The following is a 13,095-nucleotide window of genomic DNA, read 5'->3' as shown; positions in this document are numbered from 1 at the left end:
GAGCCGTATGAGGGGAAACCCTCACGTACGGTTCTGAGGGGGGAAGAGGGCAGTAATGCCCTTGACCTACCCGATCGCCCTGCCGATATGGAACAGCGTAACGGCAGGGCGGTACGCAAGGGCAACACCGTGAAACTGTGGGGCGGCAACATCGTGGATATTGTGATTTACGGCACGGAAAAGACACTTGACGCCTACAAATTCAATCTGTTAAGAAACAAACAGATGTTCATTAACCAAATCAACAACGGCACGATTGCAGTGCGACGTATTGACGAGGGCGGCATGGACGAGGACAACGGCATGAACTTCGCCGAGTTCGTGGCTATCCTTTCCGGCAACACGGATTTACTGAACAAGGCAAAGCTCGACAACAAGATTATGCAGTTGGAAAAGGAGCAGGCCATTTTCAAGAAAGAACGCATCCGTGCCGAGCGCAAGATAGCTTCCAATCATGAAGATATTGAAAAGGTAAAGCGCACAAAGGCCGGTTTCATCAAGGACTGGGAATACATCACGACATACGAGGGGGCAAAGGTTACGCAGCTTCTCAACCTGCCGCAAGCCACAGCCGAGGAAACTGGCCGGGAACTGCACCGCATCGCCAAGACCTACCGTAGTGGAGCGTATGGCACTATCGGTACATTTGCAGGGCTGAATCTGTTGGTACGCAGCGAGTACAATTTGGCAGGAGAGTTTGACCGTAACACGTTCTTTGTCGAGGGTACAAGCGGACTGAAATACCGTTGCGGATTGAGTGGGGCGTTGCCGCTCGGTTTCGTGGAATCAGTGCAATATCCGCAGGCAACGCTAAACAAATTGCCGTCCCTTATCGAGAAGCAGCAAAAGACGGTGGAGCGGATAGAGAGCGAAATCCCGGTGTTGCAGGACATCGCTTGCCGCCAGTGGAGCAAGGCCGATGAACTGGCAAGGCTCAAAGTGGAGTGCAAGGAGCTGCAGCGGAGGATTGACGAAAGTCTCAAGGAAGCGGAACGCACTCTTACCCCACCCGAAACAACGGCAGCCGGGTTCGAGCCTACGACCAAAGCCGCTTAAACCATAATCATATCTTAACCTTTTCCCTCTGTTGGGTTGCGACAGCCCGGCAGAGGGATTTTTCTTGTATCCCAGTCTGACGACGGCAATATCCATTTATATACACCTCCCAAATAGGTTTTACTTCACTGTTATACAGCCGATACTAAATATAGTACATACTAATGTTAGTAAAGTAGGATATCAGGAAATCTCCCGTTGCAAAGGATAATATGCACTACATTTAGTCAATCAGTATTTTAGTAGAGTAGTAAATACTATGATACTAAAATATAATTAAGTAGTAAAATAGTACGCACTAATCATAGTAAATACTAAAAATAGTAGTATCTTTGTATCAGAAATAAAGATAGGAAATTATGACAAGAATAATCGCTGTTTTGAACCACAAGGGCGGTGTTGGAAAGACGACCACCACCATCAACCTCGCTGCCGCATTGCAGCAGAAGAAAAAGCGGGTACTGCTCATCGACATGGACGGTCAGGCGAACCTCACGGAATCCTGCGGCCTCTCTATCGAAGAGGAACGGACGGTGTACGGAGCGATGAAAGGTGAATATCCCTTACCCGTGTCCGAGTTAAATAATGGTCTTTCCGTTGTACCGTCCTGCCTTGATTTGTCGGCGGCAGAATCCGAGCTTATCAACGAACCGGGACGGGAACTGATACTGAAAGGGCTGATTGCAAAATTGCTTGAAACCCGGAAATTCGACTATATCCTCATTGACTGCCCTCCCTCGCTGGGTTTGCTGACGCTCAACGCCCTTACATCGGCAGATTTCCTGATTATCCCGGTACAGGCGCAGTTCCTCGCTATGCGTGGAATGGCGAAGATTACAAATGTGGTCGAGATTGTCAAGGCACGGCTGAACCCGAACCTGAACATCGGAGGCATTGTCATCACCCAGTTTGACAAGCGCAAGACGCTCAACAAGAGTGTAGCGGAACTCATCAACGAATCGTTCTGCGACAAGGTGTTCAAGACCGTCATCCGGGACAATGTATCATTGGCCGAAGCTCCGATAAAAGGCATGAATATCTTTGAGTATAACAAGAACAGCAACGGGGCAAAGGATTACATGGGGTTGGCAAAGGAAGTGTTGAAACTAAAGTAAAAACGATATGGGCAAAAGTGATTCATTGAAAAACGGCATGAGAAGCGGACTGGACGGTTTGCTGTCATCCACAGGGAAATCCGTACAGAAGAAAGAACCCGCACCGGCGAGGACGGAAAAAGAGCCTGCCGTGCATTGCAATTTCGTCATCGACAAGAGCATCCATACCCGGATGAAATACCTCGCCATCGAAAAGAATATGTCGCTCCGAAATATTGTGAACGAGGCGATGAAGGAATATCTGGAGAAGCACGAGAAATAACCGAGGCGGCAATCCGCCCAATCGACTTTTATACCATACCGCTATCTTATGGCACACGTCCACAAGGTAGCGGTTTTTCCGTTTATATCCCCTGGCAGTTTTCCTGTTCTATTCGCCTCTTATAGCTGCAAGGCTGCATTTCCCCCTTTCTATCCATTCCGCTTACCGCTTGTCCGGCCTCGTTCCTGCCATCGCCGGTTGGTTTTCCAGACGCAAATTTGGACTGCCGCGCTTGATTTCATCGCTTTGAAGTGCATTTCTCGTAAAATTCTTCCTTTCCGTGAAAGAGTAATTTTCCGGAAAAAGCGTTGAAAACAGCTTGTTCGTCAGTCCTATAAAGCATCTGTAAATCCCAAGCGGTTCAGGCAGAAAAAGAACCGAAAAGAGGGATAAAAAAGAAAATCAATTCAATAACAATTAAATTTTATGATTATGGCAACAACAGCAGCAACCCAAGCAGTAGAGAAGAACATCACATCGGTAGCATTGGCAAATATTCAGCCGAGCAGTTACAACCCACGCAAGAACTTTGACGAGACAAGCCTTGCGGAACTTGCCGAGAGCATCCGTCAGCAGGGAGTGCTTCAGCCTATCGGTGTGCGCCCCATTGCGGACAACCGTTTCGAGATTGTCTTTGGAGAACGCAGATACCGTGCTTCCCTCATGGCTGAATTGGCGGAAATTCCGGCTATCGTCATGGAAATTTCGGACGAGACCGCCGAGGAAATGGCAATCACCGAGAACCTGCAGCGCAAGGACGTTACCCCGATTGAGGAAGCCAACGCCTACCAAAAGCTCATAGACAGCGGTCGCCACGATGTACAGTCCTTGACCGTGCAGTTCGGCAAGACGGAAGCATATATCCGTACACGCCTTAAATTCGTTTCCTTGATACCCGAAATCGCCGTGCTGTTGGAGCAGGACGAAATCACAATCAGTGTGGCAAGCGAAATCTGCCGTTATGGGGAAGAGATACAGCGTGAGGTGTACGACCAACATCTGAAAGAGGGGGTGCAGTACAATAGTTGGCGAGGCATGAAAGCCTCCGAGGTGGCACAGAGCATCGAACGGCAATACACCACAGACCTCAATCGCTATTCATTCGACAAAACCCTCTGTCTTTCATGTCCTCACAATACCAATAACATGATGTTGTTCTGTGAGGGTGGTTGCGGAAATTGCGCCAACCGTGCTTGCCTTGTGGAAATGAACACATCGCACCTTACCGAAAAGGCTATGCGCCTCATGGAACAGCACCCTGCCGTTCCCCTCTGCCACGAAAGCTACAATTACAATGAAGCCGTCATCGACCGCCTTACCGCTATGGGTTACGAGGTGGAAAGCCTTAAAACCTATGCAACGAAATACCCCGAATGCCCCCAAGCACCTCAAAAAGAGGATTACGATACCACCGAGGAATACGAGGAAGCAGTAAAGGATTACGGGCAGGAATTGAACGGCTACACCGAGAAATGCGAAGCAATCCGCACCAGAAGCGAAGCAGGAGAAATCTCCCTCTATCTCCGTATCGAGAGCAACGACATTGCACTGTGCTATGTTGCAAATACCGCTACCACCGCAAACGGTACGACAACCGAAATGCCACTTTCGCCTATCGAGAAGTTGGAGAAGCAGGACAAGCGCAACAAGGAGATTGCCCTCGAAAAGACCGTTGAAGACACCAAAAAGCGTATTTTGGAGGTCGATATGTCCGAGCGCAAGTTTGGGCAGGACGAGGAGAAAATGGTGTATTTCTTCCTGCTCTCCTCACTCCGCAGAGAGCATTTCAATGAGGTAGGCATTGAGGATAAAGGCTCTTATTACTACCTTACGAGCGAGGACAAAATGCGCATCATCGAGAACCTTACCGCCAAGCAGAAAGCCGTTATCCGCAGGGATTATCTGATTGCCAATTTCAAGGAAGCATTCGGCAACAACGCCACCGCCTCACTGTTGCTTGACTTCGCCAAAAAGCATATGCCCGAAGAACTTGCCAATATCCAAGACGGATATAATGAAGTGTACGAAAAGCGACACCAACGCATCGAGGAAAAGAAAGCCGTTTTGCTTGTGCAAGAACAGGCAAAGCAGGAAGCGGAACAACCCGATGAACCGCAAACGGAAGAAATAGCTGCCTGACAAATGTTGTCATAACGGATAGGGGGACGGAGAAATCCGCCCTCTATTCTTCTTCTTTGTATGCCCTCAAAATAAACAAGCCCCCAGTACCTCTTTTAACTTTCTAACGAACCCGTCACCACCCGCCCACCTCCATTCATAGATTCCGTTCCCTCTCTTTTTTACCATCTTCGACCTCCCTTTTATAGCGTTTTTCCCGGCTTCATTCCCTGCCGTTCCCGGTTTGGTTTTATCAGATGCAAAGGTCGGCCGTCGCGCTTGATCCGGCGGCTTGAAGTGTATTTCCCGCAAATTCTTCCTTTCCTAAGAAAGAGTAATTGGCAGGAAAAGCCTTCCGTATGAAGCTGTACCGACAGCCGTGTACCGCATCCATAAAATCCCAAAGCGGTTCCGACAGAAAGGAATCGAACGGAGGGAAGAAAAAACAAATCATTAAAATTCAAGATTATGGACAACATCAAGGAAAGCAAAGAGTACCAACTCGCCAAAGACTGGGAAAGAGCAGTGAACAGCTACAACTTCAACCCGAAACGGTTTGCGGCGGCAATTCCCGATATGCACCCCACGCTGCAGCAAAGCCTTTATCGGCTGGTCAAAGAGTGTATTGTGGTCATGGCAGACGAGACACGCAACTACGACGACCGCAACCGTGCATCGCACGAGGAAGCGAAGTGCATCATGGAATACCTCAAGGCTCACGGGAAACACATCCCATTAAGATAACAAGCGTATGAAAACGAAAGAGTTACAATTTGACGGCAATACCTACATCTGCCGTATCGTTAAATCCAACGAGGGCGAAGAACTCCTTATCGGTTCGACCGCTCTGCTCGATGCACTTCATCCGGGTAGCTTCGAGGACGAGAACGAAGGTTTTGCAAACAAGGAAGCTGAACGACTTTACGATGAAGTGTTCTTTTTCACCGATGCAAGAACCCTCAAATTACCGGACGATGAACTCATCACGGAACTGAAAGCGGATAATCCCGAATGGTTCAACTAACACAAGTCAATAATTATCTAAAATTCAATATCATGGATAAAGAGTATGTAATGCACATCGCACAGACCATCAAAGAACAGTTATTATCATTCACACCCATGCCTGTCTTTATGTCGTGGGGAGTCAGTGAATTTGTCGCTACGGTATTCCGGGAACTGCCGGCATTGCGGCTGAAAGTAAACGGACGGTTACACGCCGGATATGTCGTTATCGCACTCAACGGCTCCGACTACTACGAGGTCTATCTACAGAAAGAAGATGATGACAATGCCAAGTGTGTCAATGAGGAAGTCTGCTTCGACGAACTGGGCGATGTTATCGACCGGGCTATCGAAAGTGGTGCGGACAAGGAGGAATACGATAATTTCTGCGACCAACAGCTCGCCATGCTGCTAAGTGCTGCACGAGCCTAAGTGAAATAACGACAATTAAATACATAACATTGCCCACGAAAAATGTGGGCAGTGTTGTTGTATGTCGATTTGATACGCTGAATCGCAATATCCTGTTATATATCCTCTTTTATACTTCTTGAGACCCCTGTTCCATTTTTACCGTTACATACATTTGGTTACGGCTTGTTGGATTATTTGGTTCCGTCATTTTCAATACCCCTGTATCAATCATTGGAGTGATATAGACATTCATTACATTTTTCCGGGCTTTCAATCCCAAATGCTGCATAATATCAAGCAAAGACTTCGGCTCGGAGCAAAACTCCAAAAGCTGCTGTCTTCTTACATCCTGCTTATTGGGCTTTCTTGTGTTGTTTTCTTGTGTTGTTTTCTTGTGTTGTTTTCTTGTGTTGTTTTCTTGTGTTGTTTTCTTAACGGTGGTTGTGCCTAACTGCATAGTCAGCACCACATAGTCCGGACGTGTTTCTTCAGCGACAGTAGGAAGCGGCCACCCCAAAGATTGCCAGCCGTTCACAATCTTATCCACACCACTGCCTGCTTTTTCGGCACGCCCCAGCCGCATAAACATCTTTTGCAGGATTGGATTACGGCAAATACTACGGCCTCCCTCGAAATACTGTTGCCGTGAAACCAGCATCATGCCCGGATTCATAAAGATAAGGCTCTCATCGGTACGCTCCACGATGATATGCCCTTGTGCATTAACGTCTTGGTGGATAATACAGTTGATGAGTGCCTCCCTCACGGCATCGTGGGCAGGTGTCTCTTCCTGACGCACTCCGTCTTTCATCATGAAGGGGCGAGGCAACGATTGTATCAACCGGTTATATACCCTTACATAGAATTGATAAAGGTTGGCTTCCCACAAACCGTCCGGATAGATACGGTTTGTCCACCTTATATCAGGATTGTCGGTCGCAATTTTTTCCCGATAGTCCACAAAATACATCGGGTCGCCAGAGTTATTGGTAATACTGTCGTATTTTCCGAACATCAGAATACCGGCCAGCGTGAATCCCTCTTTTCCGGTTTCATATTCTGTAGCGTATGCACCTATTTTTTTCAAGAAATCCATGTCGTCGATACCCACCCAAGGATGGGAGGGTTGCAAGCTGGCAAGTGTTTGTCGATACTGATGCAAAGATTCTATATCTATATCCCTTTCAAAGTCAAAGCCCACAAGGATGCGCCCGTCCTGCGGATGGCGGTCATGTTCAGCATCCGCAAACATTCGTCTTACCTCCGCATCGGTACAGAGATAATCTCCCTCATGGTTTCTCCGGTAAGTATTTCCGAACGGATTGGAACTGATATACACAGGGCGCAGTTCATAACTTGCACGAGGAATATCGCATATCAGAATATATGAATCTTCGACTTGTTCAATCCTTACATCAGATTCACGTGGAAGGCAAACACTTATCTTGCCTCTGTTATGGGCACAATCCCAAAAGTTCTTTTTATAGCGGACGATGGTTTCTTCCGTAAGTCCGTCAAAGAAAAATTGGTTGTTCTTTTCCACCACCCCAAGTACAATCGTACCACCATTTGTATTGGCAAAAGCCGAATAGCTCTCCCAAAAACTGCCGGGGAATCCTCCACGCGCCGATTTGAACTCAATCTCCGAGGTCTCGCCTTGGCTTATCAATGCCTTGATTCTTTGATATGTATCTGTTGTATATTCTGCCATGATGATTATATTTAAGGACGCAATAACTCTCGGCGGCTAACATTGAGCAGTTCTGCAATCCGGGAAAGAGTGTACAAATCCGGCTGACAGGTATTCGTACACCATTTCGATACCGTTGTCTGGTTTACGCCCAGTTGCTCAGCCAGCCAAACATTCGTTTTTCCAACTTCTGCCAACACAGCTTTTATACGGTTTATCTCCTTTATCATTTACTAATAAATTGTTTTTGAATGCAAAGATAATGTTTTTTATTTATAAACCAGTCTTAAATAGCAACTATGTAAAAAACACCGGATTTTCTATCGTTTGTTTAAGGTCGCAAAAACCGGTTCTACGTCCGAAAGATTTTCGGCAACGGAACGCAAATACAAAAATCCCTGCAATAATTTCGTGGTTATCGCAGGGATTTTTACTTATTTCGCATTGCGCTGGTTCTGCACGTCTTTTATCATCTCCTTGACGTCTTGACCCACCTGTACGAATAGTTTGTACAGGATGCGCTCCCGTTCCTCCCTCGACTGGAACGTGTAGAACTTCGGCAGCGGCACATACGCCTCTTCCTCTGCCTTTATTTCCCTCATGTCGAAGTCCGTCTTGCAGAAGAACTTGGTGGTCTTGAACTCTTCCGATTCCTGAATGTTCATCGAGCCGCCTGTCCCGGTCTTTGTCTTCACGAAATCCCTCGCCGTCTGTCCGCAAATCCATCCCGTCGCCATATCCGATATTTTCGAGGCAGGCACAAGGCTGTCCATGTTCTCGTTCAGGTTGATGCTCGTTTTGTCCCGGTCGATAGTCACACCCTTCTTGACTTGTACCACCTTACCGAAGATGTCATTCGATAGCCATTCCAATGTCTCTTTCGAGCGGGCAGAGCCGCTTACCACATTACCCACCGTCGTAATGATTTTCTGCATCCCCACCTTACCATAGTCGGCCTCCAACTGCGGAAGTTCCTGAAAGCCAAGCGTTACGCTTACCTTATTACTTCGGGCTGTTCCAATCAATCGGTCAATCTTATGAAAGTAGAGTGTCGGTAGCTCATCCACGATAATGCTCACCGGGATATTCTTGCCCTGTCCGGTATTCACACGGGTAACCAGTCGGTTCAATATCAATGCGTTCAATGCCCCGATGATACTTTCCATCTCCGGGTCGTTGGCTATCAGCAGATAGCTCGGATTCTTCGGGTCACTTACTTTCAGGTCGAAGTCGTCCCCGTCCTTGTGGAATATCCAATACGATTCCTTGGTCGCCAGACGGCTGGTATAGACACGCAGCGTACCGATCATACCTTCCAACTGTTCCATCGCTTTGTTCTTGAAGGCCGTCTGGAACGGACCGAGTAACGGTGCGACCTCGTTGTCTGTTTCCAGCACCTCGAAAATCGTCTGGTAGCTCTCATTGAGGAACGAAAGGATATGCGGCATATCCGAGTATTTCCCTAACCAGTAGGCAGGTTCCACGATGTTGCCGCCCTCACAGTCTCGCACGATACCCGTAGGTTTCCAGAATTTCGTCTGCGGGTCTTGCCGCTTCTCGGCATACAGCTTCTTGCCGTTGGCATCGTAGGGTTCACGTTCGTAGTTCACAAAGAAATAAATACAAGCCGCCAAAAAGTTAACGGCAGAAGTCTGGAAGAACTGGTCACTGCCTCCGCCTCCCTCTTTCTTGCCTTTCTGCAACGATTCCAGCAGTGTTTCAGCCGTTTCGCTCGCCGCCGCAAGGTTATTGATATACTTCGCCTGAATGGGGTTCACCCGGCGGCTGTACTCCACATCCACAAAGTTGATGATGTTGAATTTACATCCTTGGGGCAGCTTGCCGAGTTGCTGGTTTTTCTTGTAATGGTAGTACAATTTCGTAGCAAGCGTCGGAAATTTGTAATCATAAACTACCATCGCAAAACCCTTGGCAGAGTGCTGCCGGATGAATGGCTCAATGATACTGAATGTCTTACCGCTGCCCGGTGTCCCGACTACCCAAGTCCCTCTGAATGGGTTACTTATCGACACCCATCCCTTGCGAAACCTGCCTTTGTAATAGTATCGCATCGGTATATTCACACTGTACTTGTTCTCCGTTTTCTCTTCGCTCTGCTCAAAGCTCTCGTTCTCGAAGTTGAAGCGGTCTTTCCCCAGTCCCTCCTTGATGAACTTCGATATGTTGTCCAGAGCGATATGCACCAGTATCACACCGGCAAGCGTGGCAACCATATAGAGGATGATGTTCAACGGCAACGTGTACAGCCTCGTTTCCATCGGATGATGGTACAACCACACGGAAAACACAATCAGGAACAGTCCGCTGATTAGCGGATACAGCACTTGCTTCCGGGCATCGAACTCCAGATGTTTCTTGTTCCTTGTGCCGATGCAGGTGATGCAGATTAGCAGGAACGTCGCTATCTTGCTGTACACAAGGTTGCCGTCATTGTAAATCATCCATCGTTTGATGCGCACATGGATATCGCACAGGATGCCGCCCCAGTGGTCAAGCATGGCCGGGTCGATGGCATACTCGAAGAACTCCATCAGCACGGAGACATATATGACCGCACGGAATATCTTGTAGAACCCTTGTAACTCTTTGCTCTCTTCCATGAATCAATCCGTTGTTAATTCTTGTTTTCTACGATACCAACGGTCGTTGATTCGTATGACATCCATACCGAACCACACACCGTTCTCGTTCAGTTTCGTCTTTATTCTTTCAAGTGCCACCGGCCCGATACCCCAGATTTCCATGAGGTATTCCTCGTTAAGCTGAATCAGGTCGCCGATATACAATATCCCGTGAGATTCGAGTTTGCTTCTGACTATGGGCGTCATTTTCATGCTGAATATCGGCTGTGAGAGATAATGCACCTCTTCTGCCTGAATATTGTCCAAGGCTATCTCAAGCCCCTCCTTGACCCGCTGGACAGAATTGATGTATTCTTCCTGCTGTTGGATTTTAATTTCCTGCTGCTGTATCTCATCACGCAATTCAGAAGCCTTCTCTAAAAGTTCAGCATTGCTTTGCGTCAATTCGTCATTAACATCCGTCATCGACCGGTTGCTTGACTCAAGTTCCTTGCGTTTGCCGTTCAACTCCTTGACAACCTCCTCCAATCTGGCAATCTGGCATTTCAGAGCCGAACCTTTCCCGTTGTCGGCTGCCATGTTGTCCAAAAGGTAGCTGAAGCGTTGAATCTGATAATCAATGTTCTTTTTATCAGACGCAACGGAATCGGCAAGTTTTTTCACTTTTTGCCGAGGTGATTCATCTTTCATGGGATAGTATATGAGGAAAGCTCCCAATACCATCGCTACTATACAGAAAAGCATATCTATTTCATTCATATCGTTGCACATTTTATTTGTTCATGGTAATTATAGGCCGCACCTTGTGCGCCTGTGTCTTAGGTGTCTCCTGCATCGCGCCGCTCCCTGTCGAGTAGAGCCACGCTTTCGCCGTTTCCTGTCCGGCGACTTCCGTCGATGTCCAGTACCAGCAATCGTATTCATCCAACGGCAGCGGATGGCCGCCGCACCGTTCGATGACGGGATTGACGGTTTCCCGGATGGCATACAGCAACCGCATCTGTGCCACCGACGGGATATAGGCACTCTGTCCGTACCGCCACAGGTCGAAGACCGCTTCCGCCATAGGCGAAGCCGTCTCCCGTGTGTCGTACAGCGCAAAGGTGTTCATGTTCCCGTCCAGAGCCTCGATGTCGGCCGACGTCCCTTGTGCGACACCGAGGCTGTCGGCAAAGGCCGCCGGAGCGATGTCCCACAGGTAAACCGCATAACCGTTACCTTCCGTACCTTCACGGCGTTCGGTATCGAAGACAACCGCTATCGCCCGTTTCCCCGATTGTTCATACTGTGCGTAGGACAATGCCGTGCCGTCCTCGCAGAGAATATGCCCCGGACGCACCGCAGTGTCGGGCACGTCGATATGGGCGTCGCAGGCAGCGCACAGCAACACAACCGTCGCCGCTACCGCCAAATATATCTTTCGTATCATAATCATCTTATTCCTTTTTTATTTTTCCCTTATTTTATCGGCAGTCTCACACCCAGCACGACGCCTGTCCGCAGCAAGTCCGCCCCTTTTATCATCATATCGCCCTTGACCTGCCAGTACAGCGTCCAGCCCGACCGCAACACATAATTATGCTCATAACCCAAGTGGATGCCTGCCAGAAACTTTTTCGTGTCGCTCCCGGCAGATGCACCGATACGCAGATTCCCGTAATGGTTACGTCCACGCACCACGCAGGGTTTGTATGCCACTCCGAAGCCGTAAGTGCGGTAATTGCGCCAGAAGGATTCCGGGCAGACATGGCCGCACGAGCCGCATTCCGCCCATTTCAGGTAGCCGTTGGCAAAGAACTCCCACATATGGCGGTAGTTCATCTCATGCTCGTAGGCGAGCGTCACATCCATACCGTTCTCGTACAGCAGCCCCACGCCGAGCGAGAGGCGGCCGCTGTTGCGCTGCGCATGGGCATCGGTGGCAATCCCCATGCAGACAAGCATCAGCAACAAAGCTGTTTTCATCTTCTTTCCCATCGTCATTCCTCCTCCAATAAAGCGGTGTTGAACGAATCGGCCGAGAGCACATCCTCGTAGTCGATGCTCAGGCTGATATTACGTCCGCTGATTTGTTTCTCTGTCATCTCGATAGTCAGCAGCTTGTCGTTCGGGAAGGTCATCTTCTTCACGACAACCACGTTCCTGTAGCCGTGCTTGAACGTCTTTCCACGCTCCAGCACCAGTGCGGGCGTCAGTTCGATGGTCTGTGCGTTGGTTGCTTTCGAGAGTTTCTTGTCCGACAGTTTCACCCGTATCTCGTCGATGTCGAAACGGATGTTCGTCTTGTTCTCGATGGAGAAGTCGATGAAGAAGTAGTCGCCGACCGAATAGATGTTGTTCAGGCGCATCACCATACGGTGCGCTTTGGTCGCCACGTTGCGGACTTTCGAGGGCGAGTTCCACACACGCCTTGCGAAACGCACCATGTCGGCGGTGGACATCGAGACCGCCGGATTGTTGTAGGCATCCCGTTCCTGTAGCAGAATCTCCTTGTCCGCCACCGCCTCGCTTATCCGTGTGGTATAGATGAGCGCATACTGGGTGCGGTAGCGTTCCGTCACGATGGTGACGATGGCAAGCACCTCGCCGTCTTCGTGTCCCGTCTCCTTGGGCTTCAGACGGATGATGTTCTCGATGGGCTGGTCGCCCGCCACCTTGTCGGTGGAAATGTCCACAAAGCGGACCGGCTCCGAGGCTGTGATGACGGTCGTTACCTGTTCATTGACCGTCAGCCGTTCCATCTCTTCGTATGTACGCTGAGCCTGTGCATCCCGTGCGGCAAACAATCCCGCCGCCAGAAGAAATGCTGTTACGATTCCTTTCTTGTTCATA

General features: G+C 48.9%; 15 protein-coding genes. 7 read left to right on the top strand and 8 right to left on the bottom strand.

Features of this window, described 5'->3' with window-relative positions; translation table 11 throughout:
* The 4 genes from I2I04_RS21410 to I2I04_RS21395 all read left to right on the top strand — a co-directional run.
* Positions 1-1,056: DNA methylase (locus tag I2I04_RS21410; protein WP_229091430.1), on the top strand; the 1,056-nt coding region annotated here is incomplete at its 5' end.
* Between the two features lie 359 nt (positions 1,057-1,415).
* Positions 1,416-2,171 carry a ParA family protein gene (locus I2I04_RS21405; RefSeq protein ID WP_195366319.1) on the top strand — a complete coding sequence of 252 codons (756 nt, stop codon included), beginning with the start codon at positions 1,416-1,418 and terminating at the stop codon, positions 2,169-2,171.
* A 7-nt stretch (positions 2,172-2,178) separates the two neighbouring features.
* Positions 2,179-2,433 carry a hypothetical protein gene (locus tag I2I04_RS21400; protein ID WP_195366320.1) on the top strand — a complete coding sequence of 85 codons (255 nt, stop codon included), beginning with the start codon at positions 2,179-2,181 and terminating at the stop codon, positions 2,431-2,433.
* A 432-nt stretch (positions 2,434-2,865) separates the two neighbouring features.
* Positions 2,866-4,572: a ParB/RepB/Spo0J family partition protein gene (locus I2I04_RS21395; protein WP_195366321.1), complete on the top strand. Its 1,707-nt coding sequence runs from the start codon at positions 2,866-2,868 to the stop codon at positions 4,570-4,572.
* A gap of 232 nt (positions 4,573-4,804) precedes the next feature.
* Here I2I04_RS21395 and I2I04_RS21390 read toward each other — a convergent pair whose 3' ends face one another.
* Positions 4,805-5,005: a hypothetical protein gene (locus I2I04_RS21390; RefSeq protein ID WP_195366322.1), complete on the bottom strand. Its 201-nt coding sequence runs from the start codon at positions 5,003-5,005 to the stop codon at positions 4,805-4,807.
* Between the two features lie 14 nt (positions 5,006-5,019).
* Here I2I04_RS21390 and I2I04_RS21385 point away from each other — a divergent pair, with 14 nt between their 5' ends.
* Genes I2I04_RS21385 through I2I04_RS21375 form a run of 3 tightly spaced genes read left to right on the top strand, consistent with a single transcriptional unit; the run spans position 5,020 to position 5,988 of the window.
* Positions 5,020-5,295, top strand: coding sequence for a hypothetical protein (locus I2I04_RS21385; protein WP_195366323.1), 276 nt, complete (start codon positions 5,020-5,022; stop codon positions 5,293-5,295).
* 7 nt (positions 5,296-5,302) lie between these two features.
* Positions 5,303-5,575: a hypothetical protein gene (locus tag I2I04_RS21380; RefSeq protein ID WP_195366324.1), complete on the top strand. Its 273-nt coding sequence runs from the start codon at positions 5,303-5,305 to the stop codon at positions 5,573-5,575.
* Between the two features lie 32 nt (positions 5,576-5,607).
* Positions 5,608-5,988: a hypothetical protein gene (locus tag I2I04_RS21375; protein WP_195366325.1), complete on the top strand. Its 381-nt coding sequence runs from the start codon at positions 5,608-5,610 to the stop codon at positions 5,986-5,988.
* Between the two features lie 109 nt (positions 5,989-6,097).
* Here the strand turns inward: I2I04_RS21375 and I2I04_RS21370 are convergent, their stop codons facing one another.
* From I2I04_RS21370 to traN, 7 genes are all read right to left on the bottom strand, one after another.
* On the bottom strand, positions 6,098-7,681 hold the full coding sequence (locus tag I2I04_RS21370; RefSeq protein WP_195366326.1) for a Fic family protein: 1,584 nt from the start codon (positions 7,679-7,681) through the stop codon (positions 6,098-6,100).
* Between the two features lie 11 nt (positions 7,682-7,692).
* Entirely contained in the window at positions 7,693-7,890 is a 198-nt protein-coding gene (locus tag I2I04_RS21365; protein ID WP_195366327.1) for a helix-turn-helix transcriptional regulator, read from the bottom strand.
* Between the two features lie 204 nt (positions 7,891-8,094).
* Positions 8,095-10,281 (bottom strand): type IV secretory system conjugative DNA transfer family protein, encoded by a 2,187-nt coding sequence (locus I2I04_RS21360; RefSeq protein WP_195366328.1) that lies wholly within the window; start codon positions 10,279-10,281, stop codon positions 8,095-8,097.
* A gap of 3 nt (positions 10,282-10,284) precedes the next feature.
* Positions 10,285-11,022, bottom strand: coding sequence for a DNA-directed RNA polymerase subunit alpha C-terminal domain-containing protein (locus tag I2I04_RS21355; RefSeq protein ID WP_195366329.1), 738 nt, complete (start codon positions 11,020-11,022; stop codon positions 10,285-10,287).
* 13 nt (positions 11,023-11,035) lie between these two features.
* On the bottom strand, positions 11,036-11,692 hold the full coding sequence (locus I2I04_RS21350) for a DUF1566 domain-containing protein (protein ID WP_195366360.1): 657 nt from the start codon (positions 11,690-11,692) through the stop codon (positions 11,036-11,038).
* Between the two features lie 29 nt (positions 11,693-11,721).
* Positions 11,722-12,228 carry a hypothetical protein gene (locus I2I04_RS21345; RefSeq protein ID WP_370648493.1) on the bottom strand — a complete coding sequence of 169 codons (507 nt, stop codon included), beginning with the start codon at positions 12,226-12,228 and terminating at the stop codon, positions 11,722-11,724.
* 14 nt (positions 12,229-12,242) lie between these two features.
* Complete coding sequence (traN, locus tag I2I04_RS21340) at positions 12,243-13,094, bottom strand: conjugative transposon protein TraN (protein ID WP_195366331.1); 852 nt, start codon at positions 13,092-13,094, stop codon at positions 12,243-12,245.
* Position 13,095: the final 1 nt, after the last annotated feature.

It is taken from the genome of Bacteroides sp. 1001136B_160425_E2 (genome assembly GCF_015559655.1).
In the GTDB taxonomy this organism is placed as follows: domain Bacteria; phylum Bacteroidota; class Bacteroidia; order Bacteroidales; family Bacteroidaceae; genus Bacteroides; species Bacteroides luhongzhouii.
The sequence above is the reverse complement of the archived record's forward strand: the minus strand, read 5'-3'. Positions and strand labels throughout refer to the sequence as shown.